The sequence below is a fragment of the Nocardia sp. NPDC051030 genome (genome assembly GCF_040683015.1).
In the GTDB taxonomy this organism is placed as follows: Bacteria; Actinomycetota; Actinomycetes; order Mycobacteriales; family Mycobacteriaceae; genus Nocardia.
In genome coordinates this window covers 109,429-133,162 of the sequence record NZ_JBFBCD010000007.1, presented here as the reverse complement: position 1 = coordinate 133,162, position 23,734 = coordinate 109,429, and the positions used below count along the sequence as shown (strand labels likewise).

The window sequence follows — 23,734 nt, the reverse complement described above, 5'->3', positions numbered from 1 at the left end:
GGGTGGCGACTGGGTGGGGCGAGTGCTACGGCGCGAGATAGCCGTCGATGGCGCGGGTGAGTTCGGTGTCGAGACTCTCGGCATCCAGGACCGGGGCGATGGTGCCCGCCGACTGAACCGCCGACTGGGCGATGAGCAGCAGCATGGCGGCGAGGTGTTCGGGCTCACCGGCACGAATCGAGCCGTCCCGCTGGCCTTCTCGGATCGCGTCGGCGAACAGTGCCATGAGCGCGCGCTGATTTCGCCCGAGGCGTTCGAACACATAGGTGAGCATGACATCGGCATCGGTGCGGAAGATCTTGGCGAACAGCGCGTTCCGGCGCATGGTCGCGCCGCCGTGCACGATGGCGGCGGTCAGGCGGGCGCGGCCGGTCCCGGTGGCGGGTACGGCGTCGGTGATGATCTCGCGTAGTTCCCGCACCAGCAGGTCGGCCACCAGGGATCCGGTGTCGGGCCAGCGGCGGTACACGGTCGGGCGGCTGACGCCCGCGCGACGCGCCACTTCGGTGAGGGTGGTGCGGCGCACCCCGAATTCGGCCACGCAGGCGCGGGCCGCATCGAGGATCGCCTGATCGACGGGGGACAGCGTCCCCGGATCGACGGCGGAGGACGGTTCGATCGACGTCATGGCTGCCACCATCGCATAGGAGTGTTCGTTACTGCTTGACATTCTATGTCAGACTGTAACGCATGGTCGACACACGAGCAGCCTCCACATCGACGGGCGGTGCCATTGAACTAAACCCGGGCGAGCCGCTTTCGCGCCCGAGTATGGTGTGGGACGCCTGGGGCTCCCCATCCGGACATAAACCACTTCCGGAGCAAATTCGGGGACTGCTCGCGCAGGTATTCGGGGTGTCCGGAGAGCCGGTGACTCGTCGCGATGAGGGCGACGTGCCGCTGCGCGCCTCCGCGCTCACACCGGAGCAGCAGTCCGGGCTCGTCGCGGTGGTCGGAACCGCCAATGTCTCCATCGACCACCGCGATCGACTGCGCCACGCGGGCGGCAAATCCACCCCGGACCTGCTGCGCCGTCGCGCCGAAGGACCGCAGGACGCCCCGGACGCCATCGTCTTCCCCGCCGACCACGACGAGGTCCTGGCGCTGCTGAAGTACTGCTCCGCCAATGCCATCGCGGTCGTCCCCTTCGGCGGCGGCACCAGCGTGGTGGGCGGACTCGACCCCGCCCGTGGGGTTTTCGGCTCCGTCATCGCCGTGGATCTGCGCCGCCTGGACACCCTCACCGAGGTGGATCCGATCAGCGGCACCGCCACCCTCGGCGCGGGCCTCACCGGTCCGCAGGCCGAGGAACTGCTTGGGCAACACGGCCTTTCGCTCGGCCACTTCCCACAGAGCTTCGAGTACGCCACCATCGGCGGTTTCGCGGCCACCCGTTCTTCGGGTCAGGCCTCGGCCGGTTACGGCCGCTTCGACGATATGATCCAGCGCCTGCGAATCGCCACGCCCAGCGGCGTTCTCGACCTCGGCCGCGCCCCCGCCTCCGCCGCCGGACCCGATCTGCGCGAGCTGTTCTCCGGCTCCGAGGGCACCCTCGGCATCATCACCGGCGTCACCCTGCGCGTGCACCCGATCCCGGAAACCACTGCGTACCAGGCTTGGTCATTCCCCGACTTCGCCACCGGCGCGACCGCGCTGCGCACGGTCATCCAGGCCGGGGCCGCACCCACCGTCATGCGCCTGTCCGACGAGGCCGAGACCGGACTGAACCTGGCCCGCGCCGGAGACATCGGCGGCGCGGCGGTCGGCGGCTGCCTGGCCGTCACCACCTTCGAGGGCACCGAGGCGCATGTCGCGGCCCGCAGCGCCGAAGCGAGCGCCCTGCTCACCGCGGCGGGCGGCACCGCCCTCGGTGAAACCCCCGCACGCGAATGGGAACACGGCCGCTTCAATGCCCCCTATCTGCGGGACGCGCTGCTGGATGTCGGCGTTCTGTGCGAGACCCTCGAAACCGCCACCACCTGGTCGAATCTCGACAATCTCAAGGCGAAAGTGACTGCCGCGCTGGTGGACACGCTCACCGCCGGTGGCGCTCCGGCCCTGGTCATGTGCCACATCTCGCACACCTACCCGACCGGTGCCTCGCTGTACTTCACGATTGTCGGCAAGCAGGCGAAGGACCCGATCGCCCAGTGGGCCAAGGCCAAACGGGCCGCCGGTGACGCCATTGTCGCTGCGGGCGGCACCATCACCCACCACCACGCCATCGGCGCCGACCACCGCCCGTGGATGACGGACGAGATCGGCGACCTGGGCGTGCAGGTGCTGCGCGCCGTCAAACAGGCGATCGACCCCGCCGGAATCCTCAACCCTGGGAAGCTCATTCCGTGACGAAGATCAGCTCGGTCGCATTGGTGACCAATCCGCTGTCCGGCCACGGTAAGGGCGCCGAGGTCGGCATCGCGGCCGCGAACCTGTTCGCCGCCAAGGGCGTCCAGGTCACCGAGATCCGTGGCGACTCGGCCGCCGACACCGAACGCCGGGTGCGCGAGGCACTCGCCGACCCCGCCACGCGTCCGGACGCCGTGGTCGCGGCGGGTGGTGACGGCCTGACCTGTGTTGTCCTGCAAGCCCTCGTCGGCACCGGGGTCCCGCTGGGCCTGGTGCCGGGCGGGACCGGCAATGACCTCGCCCGTGAACTCGGCGTCCCCGAGGGCACCGTGGAAGCCATCGAGGTCGTGCTGGGCGGCAAGACCCGCGGCATCGACCTCGGCACCGTCGAAGCCGAGGGCGCGCAGCGGCCCATGTGGTTCGCCACGGTCACCGGCACCGGTTTCGATGCCCGGGTCACCTTGCGCGCCAATGAGATGCGCTGGCCGAAGGGCCCGCTGCGGTACACCGCGGCCGCTCTCATCGAACTGTCCGGCAAGCTCGCGGTGCCGTACCGCATAGAACTGCACGGCTCCCCGGATCACCCGGACGGCACCGTCATCGAATTGCCCGCCATCATGGTCGCGGTCGGCAATACCCGTACCTACGGCGGCGGCATGCTGATCTGCCCCGACGCGGTCATCGATGACGGCCTCCTGGACCTCACCGTCGTAGGTTCGATGTCCCGGGTCGACCTGCTCCGCCTGCTTCCCGCTCTCTCCGCGGGCAAGCGCATCGACCACCCGGCCGCCGTCCAATACCGCGCGGCCACAATAAAACTGACCGCCCCCGGTGCCCCCGCCACGGCCGACGGCGACCCCGCCGGCCACCTCCCCGCCACCTTTCAAGCCCACCCCCGCGCCCTCGGTGTGCTGGTCCCCTGACGGAGCAATCGCTGAGGGAGCGACCATGGTGGGAATTCGCCCCAAAATCCGCCACCACAGCTCCCTGATCTTGAATACGCCTGTGCCCCTCCTTGAAGGTGAGGGGCACAGGCGTATTCGGGGTGACTACACGGCAGGCGGTGCGGCCTTGCTGGTCTCCTCGTAGCGGATGTCGTACTTGGCGGCGATCGGGTTGATCTTCGCCGGGTCGAGTGCGCCGTCGGTGAGGACGGCCGGGCCCGCCTCGAAGAGGTCCTCCAGGTAGCACTCCCACCCGCCGGGGGAGGAGATCTGCAGCAGCCGGGGCGGCGGGGTCGACCCGCAGCGCAGGGCGTGCGGAATCCCGTGCGGCAGTAGGACGAACATGCCCGCCGTCGCGGTCACGACGCGGTCGTCGAATTCGACCTCGAGCACACCGTCCAGCACATAGATGGACTCGTCGGCGACGTGGTGGGTGTGGCGGGGGATGTCGCGGCCGAGCGTCACCTCCAGCATCGAGAAGCGGCCTTCCGTGTCATCCGTGCGCGCCTTCACCGCGAAGGCGGGCGGGAACGGAACGCGCCCGGGGCGAACCTCGCCGGGGGGCAGGAGAAGGAAGCGATCGTGGGACATTGCTGATACCCTTTCCGCAAGAAACGGAACCGGAATCCGATTCCGTTTACAGTGTAGGCAGAGAGGGATCACGAGTGTCAACCCCCGCGCGCAAACCCCGCGCCGACGCCTCCCGCAATCGGGACCGCATCCTGGAGGTGGCGCGAAACCTCTTGGCCGAGCGCGGAAGTCAGGTCCAGCTCCCCGAGGTGGCGCGGGCCGCGGGCGTCGGCATGGGCACCATCTACCGTCACTTCCCGGCCCAATCCGACCTCATCGAAGCGGTTGCCGAACAACGCTTCGCCGAGATCGAACAGTTCGCGCGCACCTGCCTGGAAACCGAACCGGGACAGGGCCTGTCGCGCTACCTGCGACATGTAGGCGAGGTGCTCGCCGCCGATCAAGGCTTATCCGCGGCCATCGAAGCCGCCCGGCACGCCCCCGGCAGTGAACCGCGCGGCGAGACGCTGGCGAGACTCACGGACGTCATCGCCGAGATCATCGAAAGGGACAGCGCCGCAGGCACACTCCGCGACGACCTCACCGTGGCCGACGTCTACATGCTCGTCGGCGCGGTATCGGCCACCATCCGCACCGGAAGCGGAGACTGGCGGCGACTCCTCGCCCTCGCCACCGACGGCCTCCGCCCGCGCAGCGTCGGTCAGGGCTGAAAGAAGGACTGTGCCCCTTGCCGGAGGAGTGGCAAGGGGCACAGTCGAATTGGAGTCAAGTATCCGAGGCGGGTATCGGGCGGAGCCCTTACCAGTCCTGGATGACCATGACTCCCTGGGAGTCCGCATAGATGTCCACGGTGCCGCCGGGGTGGGCGGCCGCCTCCCCGACGACATCGGGGAGTCCTGCGAAGACGTGGTAATCATCCTGCGGCAGAGTCGAGCCGGGTGCGGTGCCCACGGAGATCACGGGGCCGGGGAAGAAACGATCGGCCAGGGCCGGGATGGGGCTGTTCGCCAGGGCCTGAGTTTCGCCATGGGAGAGTTCGACGCCGTAGGTCCCGTACTGCGGATATCCGACCGGCGTCACTGCGGCGGCGGTTCCGGCGGCGATCGCACCGGCGATAACGGCTCCGCTCACGGTGGCGGTGAGGGCGATGACTCGAGCGCGCATGGTGACTCACTTTCCAGCGGTGGGATCTGGGATCCCAGAGGGAGGTGTCGAGTACTGCGTCGAACGGTTCCTGCGTCGAAACTGGTAACGACTGGCGCCAGCCGGATAGCTAGAAGACATCACCGCAGGTAGTCGTGGCAATAGGTATGCGGCGCAGCTCACCCCTGCGCATTCGGGTGACCCGGCACACGCCCTCCGACCGGGCGATTTCAGGCCGCGAACGACACCTCGCGCAGTTCGCTCACCGCCGCCCGATCCAGAATCACCACGGACGCGGGTTCGGGCTGCGGCTTATGTCCCGCATCGACCTCGCCGATCAGCCGCTGCCAACGCTGACAGTGCAGCCGGAAGCTCAGCGGCTTCACCTGGCGGCCACGCGCGACCTGTCCGGCCAGGGCCACCTCGGCCGGGGTATCGATCATGATCAGGTGCACCGGCCGCCCGGCCGCGGCCGCCCAGGCCGCCACCAGTCGCCGCACCCATTGCCGGGTGCCGCAGTCGTGGATGATCACCGGCCCGGTGGCCCCGCGCAGCGCCGTCCGAATCCGGCGGTAGTGCGTGACGTGCACGATCGGCCGCCACAGCGGATAGGGGATCGCGTTCAGGGGCGCGGGCAGCGCGCCGAACCGCAGCTCCCACCATTTGCGTGACTGCTGCGAATCCACCAGCGTGGTCGCACTCCGGCCGGGCGCGGGTTCGACGGCATTGGCGGCGCACCCGAACAGCCGCCGCAGCGCGGTGCTCTTCCCCGCCCCTGGGATCCCGCCGATGACCACGACCGAGCCTGCGGGATAACGCAATTCGCGCACCGGATCACCGCGCAGGTCATGCACTTCCGTGGGAGTCATGACGAGCGGGGACAGGAGGAGCGGTTCGGTGGAGCCGAGCGGAACGAAGTCGAGCGGAGGGTTCACCCTATCCAGAATCATGATCGGGAACAGGTGGCACAACCGGGAAAACCCCGAATTCGCCCCGGAATTCGCCCTGATCGTGCTATTCGCCGTTGTGCGGGAGCACTATTCGGGCCGCGCGATCAGCAGATGCACCGGAATCGGCCGATGCTCCAGCCTGCGCTGTTCGACAACCAGACCGGCCTGTTCCAGCGCGGCGGCCAACTCGGTCACCGGGCGAAGCGTGAACCCGTACTGCGTGAACGGCATCTTCGCCATCGCGTCCGGATCGCCGACACCCACCACCAGGCGTCCCTTCGGCCGCAGCACCCGAGCCAATTCCGCACACGCCCGATCCAGTTCGGGCACGAAGTACAAGGTATTGGCCGTGATCACCACATCCAGGGAGCCATCGGCCAGCGGCAGATCGGTGAGCGACCCCTCCAAAACCCGCAGCCGCCCCGACGAGATGTCTTGTGCGAGGCGAGATTCCGCCCGCTTCAACATGTCTCGCGACAATTCGACCCCGGTGACCGTGCCCTGCGCGCCGACCCGATCCAGCAGCAGTGTCAGCCCGATACCGCCCCCGAACCCGATATCGGCCGCCGACTCGCCCGGAGCCACCTCGCTCGCCGCCACCGCGGCGTCGATCAAGAACCGATTGCCCCGGTCCAGCATCCGAGCCACGCCCTTACCCAGAAATCCACTGGGATTACCGAGCTGACCTGCAACGGTGGACATCACGCGCGCCACAACGGGATTCATCCTCACAGGCTACCGGGTACAACACGCGCAACGTGGATGCAACGAATTGCGGTCTACCCTGGCCGATTTGGGTCAAATCCTGAGAATTGCTTATGGATTCCGCGAAGACATCAGAAACACCGGTAAGCTGACTCTCGAGGGCGGGGCTCTCGGTGTCCCTCATCCGCCGAGAGTCCCGCCCTTCGGCTATCTCCCCCCGGCTAGGTCAAAACCCGGTAGGGGGTCGAGAATCCCAACCCGTAGAATCGCACGGTGACCAGCGCAGCCTCTGAGAACCCACGTAATCGTGCCGATGCCCTCCCCAAGAGCTGGAACCCCAGCGACGTCGAGGCCGACCTGTACGAAGGCTGGGTAGGCGCGGGTTACTTCAAGGCCGATGCGAGCAGCGGCAAGCCTCCCTATTCGATCGTGCTGCCCCCGCCGAATGTGACCGGCACCCTGCACATGGGTCATGCCCTCGACCACACGCTGATGGATCTGCTCACACGTCGCAAGCGCATGCAGGGCTTCGAGGTGCTGTGGCTGCCCGGCATGGATCACGCCGGTATCGCCACGCAGTCCGTGGTGGAGAAGCAGCTCGCCGTGGACGGCAAGACCAAGGAAGACTTCGGCCGCGAGCTGTTCATCGACAAGGTCTGGGACTGGAAGCGCGAGTCGGGCGGTCAGATCCAGGGCCAGATGCGCCGCCTCGGCGATGGCGTGGACTGGGACCGTGACCGCTTCACCATGGACGACGGGCTGTCCCGTGCCGTGCAGACCATCTTCAAGCGCCTCTACGACGCGGGCCTTATCTACCGCGCCGAGCGCCTGGTGAACTGGTCGCCGGTTTTGCAGACCGGTATCTCGGACCTCGAGGTCGACCACAAGGAGATCGACGGCGAGCTCGTCTCGCTGCGCTACGGCTCCCTGAACGACGACGAGCCGCACGTGATCGTCGCCACCACCCGCGTGGAGACCATGCTCGGTGACACCGCGGTCGCGGTGCACCCGGATGACGAGCGCTACAGCGCGCTGGTCGGCACCACCCTCTACCACCCGATCACCGGCCGTCAGATCCCGATCGTGGCCGACGATTACGTCGATCCCGAATTCGGTTCCGGCGCGGTGAAGATCACTCCCGCGCACGACCCGAACGACTTCGAGCTCGGCCTGCGCCACGGCCTGCCCATGCCGACCATCATGGACAAGACCGGCAAGATCGCCGACAGCGGAACCGAATTCGACGGTATGGACCGCTTCGAGGCCCGCCTGAAAATCCGCGAGCGCCTGGAGTCCGAGGGCCGCGTGGTCGGCCGCAAGTACCCGTACAAGCATCAGGTCGGCCACTCCGAGCGCTCCGGCGAGCCCATCGAACCGCGCCTGTCCATGCAGTGGTGGGTCAAGGTCGAGGGCATCGCCAAGGCCGCCGGTGACGCGGTCCGCAATGGCGATGTCAAGATTCACCCGGCCAGCCAGGAACCGCGCTGGTTCGAGTGGGTCGACAATATGCACGACTGGAACATCTCCCGCCAGCTGTGGTGGGGCCACCGCATCCCGATCTGGTACGGCCCCGAGGGCGAGATCATCTGCGTCGGCCCGGACGAGCAGGCCCCCGAGGGCTATGTGCAGGACCCGGACGTGCTCGACACCTGGTTCTCCTCCGGCCTGTGGCCCTTCTCCACCATGGGCTGGCCGGACTCCACCCCGGAGCTCGAGAAGTTCTATCCCACCAGCGTTCTCGTCACCGGCTACGACATCCTGTTCTTCTGGGTGGCGCGCATGATGATGTTCGGCATGTTCGTCTCCGACGACCCGGTGCTCACCGCGGGCAAGGAGCATAAGCAGGTTCCGTTCGAGGATGTGTTCCTGCACGGCCTGATTCGCGACGAGCACGGCAAGAAGATGTCCAAGTCGCGCGGCAATGGCATCGACCCGCTGGACTGGATCGAGGAATACGGCGCCGACGCCACCAGATTCACCCTGGCCCGCGGCGCGCAGCCCGGCGGCGACCTCTCGGTCGGTACCGCGCATGTGACCGCCTCGCGCAGCTTCGTCACCAAGCTGTTCAATGCCACCAAGTTCGCGCTCATGAACGGCGCGGCCACCGGCGAATTGCCCGCTCGCGACACCCTGACGGACACCGACCGCTGGATCCTGGACCGCCTGGACGAGGTTGTCGCCGAGGTGGATTCGGCGCTGGACCGCTACGAGTTCGGCAAGGCCCTGGAAGGGCTCTACCACTTCGCGTGGGACGAATTCTGTAGCTGGTACCTGGAACTGGCGAAGGTGCAGTTCTCGGAGTCCGAGGAGCGCGCCGCCAGCACCCGCATCGTGCTCGGCACCGTGCTGGATTCGGTGCTGCGCCTGCTGCATCCGGCCATCCCGTTCGTGACCGAATCGCTGTGGCAGGCCTTGACCGAGGGCACGGAGGGCGCGTCCATCGTGGTCGCGGCCTGGCCGCAGGCCTCGGGCGCGACCGCCGACGAGACCGCCGCGCGCCGCATTGCCGATGCCCAGAAGCTGATCACCGAGATCCGCCGCTTCCGCAGCGATCAGGGACTGGCCGACAATCAGAAGGTGGCCGCCAAGCTGATCGGCGTCGACGCCGCCGATCTCACCGCGCAGGTCGCCGAGATCGGCAACCTGGCCAAGCTCACCGCGCCCGGCGAGGACTTCGCCGCCACCGCCTCGCTCGAGGTGCGCCTCACCACCGCCACGGTGACCGTCGAGATCGACACCTCCGGGACCGTCGACCTCGAGGCCGAGGCACGTCGCCTGGAAAAGGATCTGGCCGCAGCGCAGAAGGATCTGGCCGGTACCACCGGCAAGCTCGGCAATGCGGGCTTCCTGGCCAAGGCTCCCGACGATGTGGTCGCCAAGATCAAGGCCCGCAAGGAGATCGCCGAATCCGACGTCGAGCGCATTACCGCGCGCCTGGCGGAAATCGCGAAGCTGGCGGAGCGCAAGTGAACGACGATATCGAGCGCCAGTACGCGCAAGAGGGCCAGCTGACCAATGGCACCTCCCCGGTCGATCTGGCCGAAATGGCCTTGGTGGAGGTCGAACTCGACAAGCGCTGGCCGGAAACCAAGATCGAGCCGTCGCTCGCTCGCATCGCGGCCCTGATGGACCTGCTCGGCTCACCCCAGCAGAGCTACCCGGCCATCCACGTCGCGGGCACCAATGGCAAGAGCTCGGTCACCCGCATGATCGATTCGCTGCTCACCGCCCTGCATCGGCGCACCGGCCGGATCACCAGCCCGCACCTGCAATTGGCGACCGAACGCATCGCCATCGACAATGCCCCCATCACGCCCGGGCGCTACGTCGAGCTCTACCGCGAACTGCTGCCGTTCCTGGAAATGATCGACAAGCAGTCCATCGCGGCGGGCGGCCCGGCCATGAGCAAGTTCGAGGTGCTCACCGGCATGGCGTATGCGGCCTTCGCTGAAGCTCCCGTCGATGTCGCGGTCGTCGAGACCGGCATGGGCGGCCGCTGGGACGCCACCAATGTGATCGACGGCCAGGTCGCGGTGATCACCCCGATCGGCTTGGACCACACCGACTATCTCGGACCGGATCTCACCTCCATCGCGGGGGAGAAGGCCGGAATCATCAAGAAGGCCCCCGTCGATGAGCTGGTGCCGCGCGACACCGTCACCGTCATCGCCAAGCAGGAGCCCGAGGTGATGGATGTGCTGCTGCGCCGCGCCGTCGACGTGGATGCGGCCGTGGCACGCGAGGGTTCGGAGTTCCAGGTGCTCACGCGCCGCGTCGCCATCGGCGGCCAGGTCCTCGAACTCCAGGGTCTCGGCGGCGTGTACGAGGACATCTTCCTGCCGCTGCACGGTGAGCATCAGGCCCGCAATGCGGTCCTGGCCCTCGCCGCGGTCGAGGCGTTCTTCGGCGCGGGCGCCAACCGCCAGCTCGATATCGATGCCGTGCGAGCCGGATTCGCTTCCGCCGTCAGCCCGGGCCGCATGGAGCGCATGCGCAGCGCGCCGACCATCTTCCTCGACGCCGCGCACAACCCGCACGGCGCACAGGCTTTGGCCGCCACCCTGACCAGCGAATTCGACTTCCAGAAACTGGTCGGTGTGGTCGCGGTGCTGGGTGACAAGGACGCCGGTGGCATCCTCGACGCCATGGAGCCGATCTTCGACGAGATCGTCGTCACCGAGAACGGTTCCCCCCGAGCCCTTCCCGTCGACGATCTGGCCAACCTCGCCGTGCAGCGCTTCGGCGACGAACGCGTGGCCGTGGCCGCCGATCTGGCCGACGCCATCGAAACCGCCATCCACCTCGCCGAGGACGGCGGCGACGGCGAACTGATTTCCGGAGCGGGCATCATCATCACCGGATCGGTCGTCACCGCCGGGGCGGCCCGCTCGCTGTTCGGAAAGGACCCAGCGTAAGCATGAGTGACGACCCGAAGCCGGAAGTTCCCGCACCCGCGACCGACCCGTGGAAGGGCCTGCGCGGCGTCATGGCCGGCACTCTCGTCCTGGAAGCCATCACCGTGCTGCTCGCGCTGCCCGTGGTGAGCGCCGTCGGCGGCGGACTGCGCTGGTGGTCCGTCCTGTACCTGGTGGGCCTGGCCGTGGTCATGTTCCTCGGCGCGGGCCTGCAGCGCCGTCCGTGGGCGGTGCCGTTCAACCTAGGCCTCCAAGTTCTGCTGCTAGCAGGCGGTTTCATCCACCTGTCGATCCTCGTCATCGGCGCGGTCTACGCGGCCGTGTGGCTGTTCATTCTCTTCTTGCGCGCGGACGTGAAGAAGCGCATGGAAGCGGGCCTCCTACCCAGCCAGCGGATGTCCGGAGCCTGAACAAAAGGGTTTTATCGGGCAGGCCGGGGCTTCCAGCCCCGGCCTGCGTTTTTCCTGCTGAGTGCCAGCCCTATACGCTTGCCCGGTGACTGAGCAGACGTTGGTACTCATCAAGCCGGACGGCGTGGCCCGGGGCCTGGTCGGGGAGATCATCACCCGCATCGAGCGCAAGGGTCTGAAGATCGCTGCGCTGAAGCTCGTGGATGTTTCCGAGGACCTGGCCGGCCAGCACTACGCCGAGCACGCCGAGAAGCCGTTCTTCGGTTCGCTCATCGAATTCATCACCTCCGGCCCGGTCGTCGCGGCCGTGCTCGAGGGCCCGCGCGCGATTGCCGCCTTCCGTCAGATCGCCGGCGGCACCGACCCGGTCGAGAAGGCCGTCCCCGGCAGCATTCGTGGCGACTACGCCCTGGAGACCCAGTTCAACCTCGTGCACGGCTCCGACGCGCCCGAGTCCGCCAAGCGTGAGATTTCGCTCTGGTTCCCCGAATTCACCCTCTGACCGAACACCCCGGGGTAATAGGGCTCGCTCGACGCCCCCGAATCTCGAAGTACAAGGTCTGAGGGCCCGGCCCGCAGACCCCCGAGGGGTGAGGACCCCGCCGCCGACCCGGTGGCGGGCCCGCCCCGACTGCGTGCGATCCGCGACTCGCGAGAACCCGACGGGGGTTCGTGGGCACGACGCCTCGACGTGGTGTGGGATACTGGCTCTGGAAGTGGCCGCTGCCCGCCGATTGCGGCAGGTGAGGGTCACATCTGATTGACACCGCGGCACGACGGACGATCATCGCAGCCGCCGACGGCTTCCTAGACTCGGCCGTGGGGCGGCACGCTGGATGAACGCTCGTGACGCGGAGTTGAGCCAAACGCCAGGTGCCGCGTGACCAGTTAGCCCGAAGACGAAGACAAAGGCGATAACGGGCCACGCAGCGCGGAGACCAATCGATCTCGTGCCCCGGTGGGGTGCGAGGCGAAAACAGACAGCGCCCCCGCGTCGGCCGCGGTCACTCTACGGAGGGACGCGCCCGGGGGCCTCCCGAGGAGATTTCGTGGCCGATCAAGAGCCGCAGGAAGCATCGCAGAGCAACGGTGGAGGGGGGATCGCCGGAAGCGGGCAAACACCGGCGAACACCAACCCGGATACCGACCAATTGCCGGAACGGATCCGAGTGCACGCACTGGCGAAGCTGCTGGGAGTGACCAGCAAACGTATCCTTGCCCACCTGACCGAGATGGGCGCGCAGGCGAGAAGCCCGCAATCCAGTCTCGATCGCACGGTCGCCGAAACGGTGCGCGACGCCTTCGGCCCGCGCGACGTCGAGGCGTCGGCCCCCGCGCCGATCGCCGAGACCACGGTCGCGCAGGCCATTGTGGCCGGTGACGACCGGGCCGCCGATGAGCTGGCCGCCGAGGAAGTCGAAGCCGCCGAGTCCGGCGTCGAGTCCAGTGCGCCCGGCAAGCAGCCGACCCTGTTCGCCAGCCCGTTCAAGGCCGCGCCGCAGGTCGAAGAGCCGTTCCAGTATCAGCCGCCGACCGGGGGCCTCGCGGCGCAGCCGCTGTTCCTGCCGCCGGACGCCACCGCCGCCGAGGAGACCCGCCGCAAACTGCGCGCGGATCGCAAGACTCGCGTCGAGGAAACCGAACGCAAGGCCGAGACCGAGCGTAAGGCCGAAACCGAGCGCAAGACCCGCGTCGAGGAGAAGGTCGCCGAGGAGAAGGCGTCCGAGGACACCGCCTCCGAAGAGCCCGAGGACGAGGGCGAATGGGATGGCGACGAGTCGGCCGAGCAGCGTGAGAACGCTTCGCGCCGCCGCCGTCGTGGCCGTCGCGGCCGTGGCCGGGGTCGTGGCGAGCAGCACGGTGAGAACGACGATGAATCGGGCGACGGCGAGGGCGATGAGCCCAAGACCATCGACGCCGAGGAGTCGGCCGAGTCCGCCGACACCGATGCCAATGAGGATGACGACGACGATTCGGCCGCCATGCCGGAGGGCTCGAGCAGCCGCCGTCGCCGTCGCCGTCGTCGCCGTAAGGGCGGCGAAGAAGCCGAGACCGAGACCGTCTCCGAGGACGATCCGCCGAACACCGTCGTGCATGAGCGGGAGCCGCGCAGCAAGCGCCGCGCCGCCGCCGCCGCGGCCGCGGCGAACCCGGACGAGGTGCAGGGCATCAGCGGTTCGACGCGCCTGGAAGCCAAGCGTCAGCGCCGCCGGGACGGCCGTGAGGCCGGTCGCCGTCGCCCGCCGATCCTGACCGAGTCGGAGTTCCTGGCTCGCCGCGAATCGGTGGATCGCGTGATGGTGGTGCGCGAGAAGCACTTCCCCGATCACCCGACGGCCACCATTCAGGTCGCGGTGCTCGAGGACAGCATTCTGGTCGAGCACTTCGTGACCAGCACCGGTTCGGCGTCCATGGTGGGCAATGTCTACCTGGGCAAGGTGCAGAACGTGCTGCCCTCGATGGAGGCGGCGTTCGTCGATATCGGCCGGGGCCGCAATGGCGTGCTGTACGCGGGCGAGGTGAACTGGGAGGCCGCCGGACTGGGCGGTCGTGAGCGCAAGATCGAGCAGGCGCTCAAGCCCGGTGACACCGTGCTGGTGCAGGTTTCCAAGGATCCGGTGGGGCATAAGGGTGCTCGCCTGACCACGCAGATCAGCCTGGCCGGTCGCTTCCTGGTGTACGTGCCGGGCGGCACCTCCACCGGTATCAGCCGCAAGCTGCCCGATACCGAGCGCAAGCGGCTCAAGGAGATCCTGCGGGACATCGTTCCCGCCGATGCGGGCGTCATCATCCGCACCGCGTCGGAGGGTGTCGAGGAGTCCGAGCTGGCTCGCGATGTGGAACGGCTGCAACAGACTTGGCGCACCATCGAGGAGCAGGCCAAGGGCGGCTCGGGTGTGCCCAAGACGCTGTACGAGGAGCCTGACCTGCTGGTCAAGGTGGTTCGCGACCTGTTCAACGAGGACTTCTCCAAGTTGATCATCGAGGGCGACCGCTCCTGGACGACCGTGGAGAACTACGTCCGCACGGTCGCGCCGGACATGCTGACCCGCGTCGAGCGCTACGAAGGTACGGGCGTCGATGTGTTCGGCAGCCTGCGCATCGATGAGCAGCTGGCCAAGGCCCTGGATCGCAAGGTGTGGCTGCCCTCGGGCGGCACCCTGGTGATCGACCGCACCGAGGCCATGACCGTGGTCGACGTGAACACCGGCAAGTTCACCGGTTCCGGCGGCTCCAACCTGGAAGAGACCGTCACCCGCAACAACCTGGAAGCGGCCGAGGAGATCGTCCGCCAGATGCGGTTGCGCGATATCGGCGGCATGATCGTCGTCGACTTCATCGACATGGTCCTCGAGTCCAATCGAGACCTGGTGCTGCGCCGCCTGACCGAGGCCCTGGGCCGGGATCGCACCCGCCACCAGGTTTCCGAGGTCACCTCGCTGGGCCTGGTCCAGATGACCCGTAAGAAGCTGGGCACCGGCCTGGTCGAGGCGTTCTCCACGAACTGTGAGCACTGCCACGGCCGCGGCATCATCGTGCACAACTACCCGGTCGAATCGTCGGCTCCGGCCGCCGAGGAAGGCGGCGTCGGCCGCCGCGAGGGCTCACGTCGCCGCCGCAAGGACCGCAATGCCGCCGCCGAAACCCCCGCCGCGCCCGAGCCTCCTCTCGAGGAGCCGAAGGCCGAGCCCAAGGAAAAGGCGGCAGTCCGCCGCGCCCACCCGGTAGCCCTGGCCATGGCCCACCACACCGACGAAGAGCACGCCGAGTATGACGAGGCTGCCGACATCGCCGATGAGGTGACCGCCGCCGAGCAGTCCGTCGAGGCCGCCGAGTCGCGAAGCGACAAGGCCCACACCAACGGAACCGCCCCGACCCCCACCGAATCCGCAGCCGCGGACAAGGCAGTCGAGGAGGAAGCCCTCGAGGCCGCCGCCGAAGCCGCAGTAACCGTGGCCCAAGCCCAAGCCGCCGAGGCCGTGCAAACAGCCCCGACCCAGCCGAAACCGGCCGTCGAACCGGAGACCCCGGCCGCCGGTCAGCCCCGCCGCCGTCGCCGAGTGGCACGCACCACCGCCGCCCCGGCAACCGACAGCAAGGCAGCCGTCTTCGTCCTCTCCAGCGCCGACAAGCCCGCCACCCCGGCCCTCTCCCTCGAGGACCTGGCCCCGGTCGAGGTAACCCCGCGTGCCCGCCCCCGCCGCCGCACCGCAGGTCGCCCTGCGGGCGCCCCTGAGGGTGGCAACTAGCTCCACCGCTCGACGATCGAACTGTGGCCCCGCCGTATTTCTACGGCGGGGCCACACTCGTCAGGCACCCCTGAACCCCCGGTTAACTCCCGGTTTGGTTGGGTAACTGCATGTCCTGTAGTCTTGGTCAGTCGCTGCCCCCGGCGTCAGCACTCTGCTGCAATGCAGTGCTCGAGACCGTGGGCCTGGTTCATACCAAGAACCATCGGCCCCGAGGCGGCGGTGAATACCAGACCAGTCATACGGCGGTTGCTTGGCGCAAGCCAAACGATTAGCCGTGTGAGCAAAGTGCGAAGCACTGATGAACGACAGAGAGAAGGGCAGCCGACCGATGGCAACGTACGCGATCGTCAAGACCGGCGGAAAGCAGTACAAGGTCGCGGTCGGTGACCTGGTGAAGGTCGAGAAGCTCGAGGGTGAGCCGGGTACCGCCGTGTCGCTGTCGCCGGTGCTGCTTGTTGATGGCGCCGAGCTGACCACCGATGCTGCGAAGCTGGCCAAGGTTTCGGTGTCCGCTGAAGTGGTCGAGCAGACCAAGGGCCCGAAGATCCGCATCCACAAGTTCAAGAACAAGACCGGCTACCACAAGCGTCAGGGCCACCGTCAGAAGCTGACGGTCCTGAAGGTCACCGGCATCAACTAAGCAGTCCGACCAGGGGTTCGCACCCCAGCACGAGGAGTTTGAAATGGCACATAAGAAGGGTGCATCCAGCTCGCGCAATGGTCGCGACTCGAATGCCCAGCGGCTCGGTGTGAAGCGCTTCGGCGGTCAGGTCGTCAAGTCCGGCGAGATCCTGGTTCGCCAGCGTGGCACGCACTTCCACCCCGGCGTGAACGTCGGCCGTGGCGGCGACGACACGCTGTTCGCCCTCGAGGCGGGTGCGGTCCAGTTCGGCACCAAGCGTGGCCGCAAGACCATCAACATCGTGGTCCCGGAGCCGGTGTCGGCCTGACGCCGCCCGGAGCCAGTCTCCACATACTTCGCGAAGCGGGTCAGGGTGAAACAACACCCTGACCCGCTTTGTTGTTTGTAAGTAGTAGTAGCAAGTCAATCCATAACGACCAGTCCTGAAGGAGGATGATCACCGATATGTCCAAATTCATCGACCGTGTCGTACTGCACGTAAGCGCGGGCAAGGGTGGACACGGGTGCTCTTCGGTGCGCCGTGAGAAGTTCATGCCGCTCGGCGGCCCGGACGGCGGCACCGGCGGCAATGGCGGGGATGTGATCCTCGAGGTCGACCGCAATGTGCACACCCTGCTGGACTTCCACTTCCATCCGCACGCGAAGGGCGGCAATGGCAAGCCCGGCGAAGGCAATAACCGCAATGGCAAGCAGGGCGAAGAGCTGCTGCTGAAGGTGCCGGACGGCACCATGGTCATGAGCGCCGATGGTGAGCTGCTGGCCGATATGGTCGGCATCGGTACCCGCTATGTGGCGGCCCTGGGCGGTCGTGGCGGTCTGGGTAATGCCGCGCTGGTCTCCAAGGCGCGCAAGGCTCCCGGTTTCGCGCTGCTCGGTGAGAACGGCCAGGAACGCGACCTGGTTCTGGAACTCAAGTCGGTGGCGGATGTGGGCCTGGTGGGCTTCCCGTCGGCCGGTAAGTCGTCGCTGGTGTCGGTGTTGTCGGCGGCCAAGCCGAAGATCGCGGACTACCCGTTCACCACGCTGGTGCCGAATCTCGGTGTGGTGCTGGCGGGTGACACCACGTTCACCGTCGCCGATGTGCCCGGTCTGATTCCGGGTGCGAGCGAGGGCCGCGGTCTGGGCCTGGACTTCCTGCGGCATCTGGAGCGCTGCGCGGTGCTCGCCCATGTGGTGGACTGCGCCACACTGGATCCGGGCCGCGATCCGATCTCCGATGTGGATGCGCTCGAGGCCGAATTGGCCGCGTACAAGCCCGCGTTGAAGGCCGATGACACCCTGGGTGGTCTGGCCGATCGCCCGCGCGTGGTGATTCTCAACAAGGCCGATATTCCGGACGCCGATGAGCTCGCCGATATGGTGACCGAGGAGTTCAAGAAGCGCGGCTGGCCGGTGTTCAAGATCTCGGCCGTGAGCCGGGAAGGCTTGCGCCCGTTGACCTTCGCGCTGGCGGACATGGTGCTCGAGTACCGTGAGCTGCATCCGAAGGCTGAGGCGTCGCGTCCGATCATCCGCCCGATCGTCAAGGGCGAGTCCGGCTTCACCGTGAAGCATGATCCCGAGGTGCCGGGCGGCTTCATCGTGACCGGTGAGCGTCCCGAGCGCTGGGTCGCGCAGACCTCCTTCGACAATCAGGAGGCCGTCGGTTACCTGGCGGACCGCCTGGCTCGCCTCGGTGTAGAGGAGCAGCTGGTCAAGATGGGCGCCGAGCCGGGCGCCTGCGTGACCATCGGCGATTACATGTTCGATTGGGAGCCGCAGATCTCGGCGGGTGTGGAGACGCTCCTGACTCGCCGTGGCGTGGATTCGCGTCTGGATCAGACCGATCGCATCGGCGCGGCGGAGCGCAAGCACGCCTCGCGTGCGCGCCGTGGTCTGCTGGACGAGGACGAGTAGCAAATTCGAATGCGGCGGTAGCGTTACCGCGGGCGAATTGAGGTGTGGTGCAGGTGAGTTCGAGTATCACGCGGGTGGAATCCGGGCTGAGCGAGGCCCGGAACGCCATTGCGACGGCGCGCAGCGTGGTCGTCAAGATCGGGTCCTCGGCCTTGACGAGTCTCGAGGGCGGCCTCGACACCGACCGGCTGGACAAGCTGGCCGATGCGGTGGAGGCGCGCATGCGTGCGGGCTCCGATGTGGTGGTGGTGTCCTCGGGCGCCATCGGCGCGGGCATGGCTCCGCTCGGATTGTCCAGGCGGCCAAAGGATCTGGCGACCAAGCAGGCCGCGGCGAGCGTCGGGCAGCTGGCGCTGGCGCACGCCTGGGGCACCTCGTTCTCGCGGTACGGTCGCGTGGTCGGCCAGGTGTTGTTGAGTGCGGGCGACTTCGGCCGCCGCGAGCAGCATCGCAATGCGCAGCGCACGCTGGATCGGCTGCGGTCGCTGCACGCCATTGCCGTGGTGAACGAAAACGATACTGTCGCAACGGAAGAGATCCGCTTCGGTGACAATGACCGGCTCGCGGCTCTGGTCGCGCATCTGGTCGGTGCGGATGCGCTGGTCCTGCTCTCCGATGTGGACGGCCTCTACGATGGCGACCCGCGTAAGGGTGCGGCCAATTTCATTCCCGAGGTGCGCAGTAGCGCCGATCTGGACGGTGTGATCGCCGGTAGCGGTGGTGCGCTCGGTACCGGTGGCATGGCCTCCAAGCTTTCGGCCGCCCGCTTGGCCGCCGATGCCGGTGTGCCCGTGTTGCTGGCCGCCGCCTCTGATGCCGCGTCGGCGCTGTCCGGCGCGACCGTGGGTACGGCCTTCGCCGCGCGTCCGGTTCGCCTGTCCGCGCGCAAGTTCTGGGTCCGGCACGCGGCCGACTCGAACGGTGCGGTGCATCTCGACGCGGGTGCGGTGGCGGCGGTGGCCGACCGGCGGCACTCGCTCTTGGCGGCCGGTATCACCGAGGTGCGTGGTCGCTTCTATGGCGGCGATGTCATCGATTTGATCGCTCCCGAGGGTCAGGTCATCGCGCGGGGTGTGGCCGCTTATGACAGTGATGAATTGGAATCCATGCGCGGCCGGTCCTCCAGCGAACTCCCGGACAGCATGCAGCGCCCGGTGGTTCACGCCGACGATCTCGTAAAGGTCTGACCGGCTGCGCATTCGGCGCGCGCTGTCCACGATGGCTCCGGCGGTCGACCGATGCCTGGTTGCGGTCGATCGATGCCCGGCTATGTCCCGATCGCGTTGCGATATGTCGTCGGTGTGGTGTGGGATCGGGTCCGGCAGAGGAGAATTCGAGAGCTAGTACTGGTCGGCCGCTTTATTGCGGCGCGTGTCGGGTGGCACGGCCGGGTGAGGGGCATCGGAAGGCCACCGAAAGGGCAGTGGGCGGACGCCGGTCCCGGCGCATCCTGGAGTTGCACCCGGCGCCGTATCGAGATGTGCCCTTCGCCGATATGCGGTTGCCAGGATCCGGCGCGGTCCGCCCTTGCCGCGCCGGGCTCGCGGTCCGGTGACCGCTCGCGGCGCCGGGTGCGCCCGCACCGCCGTGGAGGTAGCGATGTATGTACCGCAACCGGACAGCAGCGATACGTGGCGGGCGAGTGGACGTGACAATCGCTTCGCCTTCGACGACCGCCCCCTGTTGCCCGACTGGCATGAACTGCTGGCCGCATTCTGCGGCCACATCGGGGACCAGCCCGACGACCATCCGGTGACCCGCTGGGCCCGGGAGCTCGCGCTCTTGCGCCTGGAACGCCGGGAGCGACCGGCCGACACCGGTCGCATCGATGAATTGCGTTCCCAGCGTGTGCACTTCATCGACGAATGGGTGGCCGGCCGGGCGCTGCGGAGGGGTGCGGCGCGGGCCGATTCACTCGGGACGGTGGTCGATGAGATGGCCGCCGCGCATGTCCATGCCGTGCATCTGCTGCGGACGGCGCGCAAGGTGTCCGATGAGGAGGTGCATGCGGCCTGGTTCCGGCTGGCGCGCATGGCCGATGACTGGACCGACCGGGCGGCAGGGGTATTCGCCCCGCGGGAGCGTCGATCGGCGTGACGGCCTCGGTGCCGCAGCCGGGGATGGCTGCGGCGCTCTGGCAGGTGGGCATGTGGTGATCGGCGCTGGGGGCCGATCATCGCATGGGGCGCGCCTCCACCACACAGTCGGGCGCGGCGGTCTGTGTCACCTTGGTGAGGGTGAAACCACCACGCGCCAGCAGGTTTCCGAGATCGACCTGGGTGCGTTCGCGGCCGGTATTGTTCACCAGCATCTCGATATCGATGAACTTGCCCGCGTGCGGGCGGCGATGCTTGGGCAGCACGATATCGATGATCAGCAGGGTCGCGTCGGGTTCCATGGCCGCGCGGGTGGTGCGCAGAATCCGTTCGGCTTCCGCATCGGACCAGTCGTGAATGATGTGCTTGAGAATGTAGGCATCCCCGCCCTTGGGCACCGATTCGAAGAATGATCCGGTTTCGACGGTGAGCCGGTCCGCCAGCCCGAGGCTCGCGAGCTGCGCGGGGAGTTCCTCGACCACTTCGGGCAGATCGAAGATGATGCCGCGCGTGGCCTGGCTGCGTTGCAGGATGTCGATGAGCAGACTGCCGTGTCCCGCACCGAGATCCACCAGGGTGCCGAAGCGCCCGAAGTCGTAGGCGGCCAGCAGTGGTTCCACCGCGAGGGTGCTGACGCTGGTCATGGCCCGGTCGAATAGTTCGCCGATATCGCGGTGCTCGGCGGTGTATTCGAAGAAGCTCTTACCGTCCAGCATCGGGCCCACCGGCTGCCCGGTGCGTACCGCCTCGGGGAGATGCGTCCAATGATTGCGGTGGTATTCGGATCCGAAGAACCGGAACAGGTCTCGCAGCGTCACGGGTGCGTCCGAGCGCAGCGACTTCGAGAGCCCGTTCAGCGCGTAGGATCCGTCGCCGCGCTGGGTGAAGATGTCGAAGCTGAGCAGCAGCCGCATGAGCCGCCGCAGCGCATCCTCGTCGACGCCGAGCGCCTTCGCGAGATCTTGCGGTTGCCTGGGCCGTTCGGCGAGCGCGTCCGCGATCCCGAGCTCGGCGGCCGCGCCGATGGCCTGCGACAGGTACCCGGTCATATGCAATTCGAGTAGCGCGATATGCCCGGGAACCGTCCGCCGGTGCAGCTTGGCCAGACCGTTCCGGAACAATTCGAGGCCGCGCAGCAGCGGCAGTGGAGGAACCTTTGATGCGGACGCCATGACGACTCCAAGGGTCGTGGCAGCACGGACGATTATCCAGGTTACGCGGTATTTGCCCTGCAAGCGGCGATTTACGAGCCGTAGCGGCGCAGGAATTCCTCGGTCGGATCGACATTCGGCACCGTGTACCCGGCGGAACCCGGATCCAGCGCGGTCTCCTCGACCCACTTGTCCGGCTCCGGAGGTAGCTGCCGCCAGCGGGCGCGAGGATCCTGCTCGCCGCCTGAAGTGTGCTCCGCCATGATGTGCTCCCTTCCCCTGCTTCGATCGTACGGAGATCGGCGGTTCGGGGCTACTGCGAATGCGCGGACCGGGAACGGTCCGCGCACTATGCGAGTGATGTTCAGGCGGAGGGGGATTCGAGATTGGCGGTGATGCGTTCGAGAACCGAGACGGCGGTGCGGTATTCGTCGAGGCTGATGCCCGCGGTGGATAGTTCGCGGAAGGCGTCGACGCGTTCGGCCACCGCGGCGAGGCGCTGCTTGCCGTCTTCGGTGAGGGCGAGGCGGTCGGCGGCGGGGCGGTGCACCCAATTCCCGGCGAGGGCCGTGGCGATGGCGGTGTTCAGGCTGTCGGTGTCGGCATTGGCGGCCAGCACCGAGTGGATGGCGGTGTCGGGCACATCCGCGCCGTCTTCGACGACATTGAGGACCTGCCAGACCAGGCGGGTGAGGCCGAACTCGTCGAGCATGGCGTTCATATAGGAGGTGAGGGCGGCGTCGGTGCGGTTGAGCCAGTAGCCGATGGGCTTCATGAGAGGCATTCGCTTTCAGTGGGATTCGGGCTGGGCGTGGCGGGGGAGCAGGCGGGCGAGCCCACCGCAGACGACGACCGTACCCGCGATGACGGCGAGGGCGGTGGTCGTGCCGCCGGTGTGGAAGTAGACGGTGGTGACGGCGGCGGCGCCGATGCTGTTGGCCAGCTGCTGGACAGCGGAGAGCGAGCCGCTGGCGCTGCCTGCTTCGGCGGGGGCGATATCGCCGAGGGTGACGCGGTAGATGCTGCCGAAGCAGGCGCCGAGGCCGAGACCGGTGAGGAAGACGGGCGCGATGAGCGTCCACGGCGTGGGATCGGTGGCGGCGACGAGGGCGAGCAGGGAGAGGGTGCCGAGCAGGGTCAGCAGCAAACCGATGCCGACCAGCGTGCGACCGAGGCGGTCGAGCAGCTGATGGGCGGCGATCGACGCGACAATGATGCCGACGGCGATCGGTGCGAGGTTGAGAGCGGCCTGAGTCGGGCTGCGGTGCAACACATCCTGCAGATACAGGGACAGCGTGAACAGCAGTCCGGCCGTGGCGGCGAAGTAGCCGAGACCGAGCAGCAGGCCGCCGGTGAAGCCGCGATTGCGGAACAGCGAGGGTTCCAGCAGCGGGCTGCGGGCGCTGCGCTGACGCAGGCAGAACATCAGGAAGCAGGCGATGCCGGTGCTGATCGTGAGAATGGGCAGGACGGTCCAGCCATTGGCCGGGCCGTCGATCAGGCCGTAGAGGAAGCCGAGCATGGCGGCGGCCAGCAGGCCGGAGCCGAGGCCGTCGACGGTGACGGAGCGATCGCCGGAATCGTGGGGGAGCAGCCGGACGGCCAGCACGGTGGCGAGACCGCCGAGCACGATATTGATCAGGAACATGGCACGCCAGCCGAGGCCGAAAAGGTCTGCGTCGATGAGGAATCCGGCGAGGATGGGGCCGCACACGGCGGACAGGCCGAGGATGGGGGCGAAGGCGCCGAAGGCCTTGCCGAGTTCCTCGCGGGGGAAGATCGCGCCGAGAATGCCGAAGCCTTGCGGAATGAGCAATGCGCCGAAGGCACCCTGAAGGACGCGGCACACGATGATCGTGGCGGGTTCACCGGCCAGGCCGCAGGCGACGGAGGCGAGCGTGAAACCGATTATGCCGATGAGGAATAGGTTGCGGCGGCCGAACTTATCGCCGAGGCGTCCGCCGACCACCAGCAGGACACCCATGGCGAGTGTGTAAGCGGCACCTAGCCATTGGACGAGCGAGGCGCCGCCGCCGAGATCGGCGGCAATGGTGGGGGCGGCGATATTGGTGATGGTCGAGTCGAGGAGATCAATGATCTCGGCGAAGAGAATGACGGCGAGGACGGCCCAGCGGCGGCGCGTGGAGAGGGACGCGGCGGGGGCCAGCAGTGCGGACATGAAAAGCCTTGGGGGAGAGGGGGCCTCGTAGACACGAGGCCGAAGTCGAGCGCGGGGGAGGGTGCCCGG

Annotated in this window: 22 protein-coding genes; 13 read left to right on the top strand and 9 right to left on the bottom strand. The window is 67.6% G+C overall.

Annotated elements, in window-relative coordinates; all coding sequences use genetic code 11:
• Nucleotides 1-25: 25 nt before the first annotated feature.
• Entirely contained in the window at nt 26-628 is a 603-nt protein-coding gene (locus AB0N05_RS24235; RefSeq protein WP_364698398.1) for a TetR/AcrR family transcriptional regulator, read from the bottom strand.
• A gap of 143 nt (nt 629-771) precedes the next feature.
• On the opposite strand from AB0N05_RS24235, the gene AB0N05_RS24230 reads away from it, so the two are divergent.
• Both AB0N05_RS24230 and AB0N05_RS24225 read left to right on the top strand, forming a co-directional pair.
• Complete coding sequence (locus AB0N05_RS24230; RefSeq protein ID WP_364698397.1) at nt 772-2,349, top strand: FAD-binding oxidoreductase; 1,578 nt, start codon at nt 772-774, stop codon at nt 2,347-2,349.
• Nucleotides 2,346-3,272: a YegS/Rv2252/BmrU family lipid kinase gene (locus AB0N05_RS24225; protein WP_364698115.1), complete on the top strand. Its 927-nt coding sequence runs from the start codon at nt 2,346-2,348 to the stop codon at nt 3,270-3,272. Before AB0N05_RS24230 ends, AB0N05_RS24225 begins: the two co-directional genes overlap by 4 nt.
• A 126-nt stretch (nt 3,273-3,398) precedes the next feature.
• Here the strand turns inward: AB0N05_RS24225 and AB0N05_RS24220 are convergent, their stop codons facing one another.
• Nucleotides 3,399-3,884 (bottom strand): cupin domain-containing protein, encoded by a 486-nt coding sequence (locus AB0N05_RS24220; protein WP_364698114.1) that lies wholly within the window; start codon nt 3,882-3,884, stop codon nt 3,399-3,401.
• Nucleotides 3,885-3,958: 74 nt separating this feature from the next.
• Between AB0N05_RS24220 and AB0N05_RS24215 the strand changes: the two genes are divergently transcribed.
• Nucleotides 3,959-4,534 (top strand): TetR/AcrR family transcriptional regulator, encoded by a 576-nt coding sequence (locus tag AB0N05_RS24215; RefSeq protein ID WP_364698113.1) that lies wholly within the window; start codon nt 3,959-3,961, stop codon nt 4,532-4,534.
• Nucleotides 4,535-4,622: 88 nt separating this feature from the next.
• Here the strand turns inward: AB0N05_RS24215 and AB0N05_RS24210 are convergent, their stop codons facing one another.
• The 3 genes from AB0N05_RS24210 to AB0N05_RS24200 all read right to left on the bottom strand — a co-directional run bounded on the left by AB0N05_RS24210 (nt 4,623) and on the right by AB0N05_RS24200 (nt 6,643).
• Nucleotides 4,623-4,988 (bottom strand): hypothetical protein, encoded by a 366-nt coding sequence (locus tag AB0N05_RS24210; protein ID WP_364698112.1) that lies wholly within the window; start codon nt 4,986-4,988, stop codon nt 4,623-4,625.
• 209 nt (nt 4,989-5,197) lie between these two features.
• Nucleotides 5,198-5,902, bottom strand: coding sequence for an AAA family ATPase (locus AB0N05_RS24205; RefSeq protein WP_364698111.1), 705 nt, complete (start codon nt 5,900-5,902; stop codon nt 5,198-5,200).
• A gap of 102 nt (nt 5,903-6,004) precedes the next feature.
• Nucleotides 6,005-6,643, bottom strand: coding sequence for a methyltransferase domain-containing protein (locus AB0N05_RS24200; protein ID WP_364698110.1), 639 nt, complete (start codon nt 6,641-6,643; stop codon nt 6,005-6,007).
• Between the two features lie 252 nt (nt 6,644-6,895).
• On the opposite strand from AB0N05_RS24200, the gene AB0N05_RS24195 reads away from it, so the two are divergent.
• The 10 genes from AB0N05_RS24195 to AB0N05_RS24150 all read left to right on the top strand — a co-directional run bounded on the left by AB0N05_RS24195 (nt 6,896) and on the right by AB0N05_RS24150 (nt 20,336).
• Entirely contained in the window at nt 6,896-9,592 is a 2,697-nt protein-coding gene (locus AB0N05_RS24195; protein WP_364698109.1) for a valine--tRNA ligase, read from the top strand.
• Nucleotides 9,593-9,666: 74 nt separating this feature from the next.
• Complete coding sequence (locus tag AB0N05_RS24190; RefSeq protein ID WP_364698396.1) at nt 9,667-11,037, top strand: folylpolyglutamate synthase/dihydrofolate synthase family protein; 1,371 nt, start codon at nt 9,667-9,669, stop codon at nt 11,035-11,037.
• Nucleotides 11,038-11,039: 2 nt separating this feature from the next.
• The gene (locus AB0N05_RS24185) at nt 11,040-11,447 is read left to right on the top strand and encodes a DUF4233 domain-containing protein (RefSeq protein WP_364698108.1); all 408 of its coding nucleotides are present in this window, start codon (nt 11,040-11,042) and stop codon (nt 11,445-11,447) included.
• A gap of 85 nt (nt 11,448-11,532) precedes the next feature.
• The gene (gene ndk / locus AB0N05_RS24180) at nt 11,533-11,949 is read left to right on the top strand and encodes a nucleoside-diphosphate kinase (protein ID WP_067699870.1); all 417 of its coding nucleotides are present in this window, start codon (nt 11,533-11,535) and stop codon (nt 11,947-11,949) included.
• Nucleotides 11,950-12,598: 649 nt separating this feature from the next.
• On the top strand, nt 12,599-15,697 hold the full coding sequence (locus tag AB0N05_RS24175; RefSeq protein WP_364698395.1) for a translation initiation factor IF-2 N-terminal domain-containing protein: 3,099 nt from the start codon (nt 12,599-12,601) through the stop codon (nt 15,695-15,697).
• Between the two features lie 331 nt (nt 15,698-16,028).
• Nucleotides 16,029-16,340: a 50S ribosomal protein L21 gene (rplU, locus tag AB0N05_RS24170; protein ID WP_067692061.1), complete on the top strand. Its 312-nt coding sequence runs from the start codon at nt 16,029-16,031 to the stop codon at nt 16,338-16,340.
• Nucleotides 16,341-16,383: 43 nt separating this feature from the next.
• Nucleotides 16,384-16,650, top strand: a complete 267-nt coding sequence (rpmA, locus tag AB0N05_RS24165; RefSeq protein WP_364698107.1) for a 50S ribosomal protein L27 — start codon at nt 16,384-16,386, stop codon at nt 16,648-16,650.
• 137 nt (nt 16,651-16,787) lie between these two features.
• Nucleotides 16,788-18,239 carry a GTPase ObgE gene (obgE, locus tag AB0N05_RS24160; RefSeq protein WP_364698106.1) on the top strand — a complete coding sequence of 484 codons (1,452 nt, stop codon included), beginning with the start codon at nt 16,788-16,790 and terminating at the stop codon, nt 18,237-18,239.
• Nucleotides 18,240-18,325: 86 nt separating this feature from the next.
• Nucleotides 18,326-19,426 (top strand): glutamate 5-kinase, encoded by a 1,101-nt coding sequence (proB, locus tag AB0N05_RS24155; RefSeq protein ID WP_364698394.1) that lies wholly within the window; start codon nt 18,326-18,328, stop codon nt 19,424-19,426.
• A 412-nt stretch (nt 19,427-19,838) separates the two neighbouring features.
• Nucleotides 19,839-20,336, top strand: coding sequence for a DUF4254 domain-containing protein (locus tag AB0N05_RS24150; RefSeq protein WP_364698105.1), 498 nt, complete (start codon nt 19,839-19,841; stop codon nt 20,334-20,336).
• A 76-nt stretch (nt 20,337-20,412) separates the two neighbouring features.
• On the opposite strand, the gene AB0N05_RS24145 is transcribed toward AB0N05_RS24150, so the two are convergent.
• From AB0N05_RS24145 to AB0N05_RS24130, 4 genes are all read right to left on the bottom strand, one after another.
• On the bottom strand, nt 20,413-21,507 hold the full coding sequence (locus AB0N05_RS24145) for a methyltransferase (protein WP_364698104.1): 1,095 nt from the start codon (nt 21,505-21,507) through the stop codon (nt 20,413-20,415).
• A 71-nt stretch (nt 21,508-21,578) separates the two neighbouring features.
• A complete protein-coding gene (locus tag AB0N05_RS24140; protein WP_364698103.1) occupies nt 21,579-21,749 on the bottom strand; it encodes a hypothetical protein in 171 nt (56 codons plus the stop codon).
• Nucleotides 21,750-21,850: 101 nt separating this feature from the next.
• Complete coding sequence (locus AB0N05_RS24135) at nt 21,851-22,270, bottom strand: MarR family winged helix-turn-helix transcriptional regulator (protein WP_364698102.1); 420 nt, start codon at nt 22,268-22,270, stop codon at nt 21,851-21,853.
• Between the two features lie 6 nt (nt 22,271-22,276).
• Nucleotides 22,277-23,665 (bottom strand): DHA2 family efflux MFS transporter permease subunit, encoded by a 1,389-nt coding sequence (locus tag AB0N05_RS24130; protein ID WP_364698101.1) that lies wholly within the window; start codon nt 23,663-23,665, stop codon nt 22,277-22,279.
• Between the last annotated feature and the right edge of the window lie 69 nt (nt 23,666-23,734).

Excerpts from the sequence above, each read along its gene's own strand:
- AB0N05_RS24185 (WP_364698108.1), top strand. The coding sequence starts at position 11,040 with ATGAGTGACGACCCGAAGCCGGAAGTTCCCGCACCCGCGACCGACCCG.
- AB0N05_RS24145 (WP_364698104.1), bottom strand. The coding sequence starts at position 21,507 with ATGGCGTCCGCATCAAAGGTTCCTCCACTGCCGCTGCTGCGCGGCCTC.
- AB0N05_RS24200 (WP_364698110.1), bottom strand. The coding sequence starts at position 6,643 with ATGAATCCCGTTGTGGCGCGCGTGATGTCCACCGTTGCAGGTCAGCTC.
- AB0N05_RS24135 (WP_364698102.1), bottom strand. The coding sequence starts at position 22,270 with ATGCCTCTCATGAAGCCCATCGGCTACTGGCTCAACCGCACCGACGCC.
- obgE (WP_364698106.1), top strand. The coding sequence starts at position 16,788 with ATGTCCAAATTCATCGACCGTGTCGTACTGCACGTAAGCGCGGGCAAG.
- AB0N05_RS24230 (WP_364698397.1), top strand. The coding sequence starts at position 772 with ATGGTGTGGGACGCCTGGGGCTCCCCATCCGGACATAAACCACTTCCG.
- AB0N05_RS24235 (WP_364698398.1), bottom strand. The coding sequence starts at position 628 with ATGACGTCGATCGAACCGTCCTCCGCCGTCGATCCGGGGACGCTGTCC.
- AB0N05_RS24220 (WP_364698114.1), bottom strand. The coding sequence starts at position 3,884 with ATGTCCCACGATCGCTTCCTTCTCCTGCCCCCCGGCGAGGTTCGCCCC.
- AB0N05_RS24190 (WP_364698396.1), top strand. The coding sequence starts at position 9,667 with ATGGCCTTGGTGGAGGTCGAACTCGACAAGCGCTGGCCGGAAACCAAG.
- rpmA (WP_364698107.1), top strand. The coding sequence starts at position 16,384 with ATGGCACATAAGAAGGGTGCATCCAGCTCGCGCAATGGTCGCGACTCG.
- AB0N05_RS24140 (WP_364698103.1), bottom strand. The coding sequence starts at position 21,749 with ATGGCGGAGCACACTTCAGGCGGCGAGCAGGATCCTCGCGCCCGCTGG.
- rplU (WP_067692061.1), top strand. The coding sequence starts at position 16,029 with ATGGCAACGTACGCGATCGTCAAGACCGGCGGAAAGCAGTACAAGGTC.
- AB0N05_RS24130 (WP_364698101.1), bottom strand. The coding sequence starts at position 23,665 with ATGTCCGCACTGCTGGCCCCCGCCGCGTCCCTCTCCACGCGCCGCCGC.
- AB0N05_RS24210 (WP_364698112.1), bottom strand. The coding sequence starts at position 4,988 with ATGCGCGCTCGAGTCATCGCCCTCACCGCCACCGTGAGCGGAGCCGTT.
- AB0N05_RS24150 (WP_364698105.1), top strand. The coding sequence starts at position 19,839 with ATGTATGTACCGCAACCGGACAGCAGCGATACGTGGCGGGCGAGTGGA.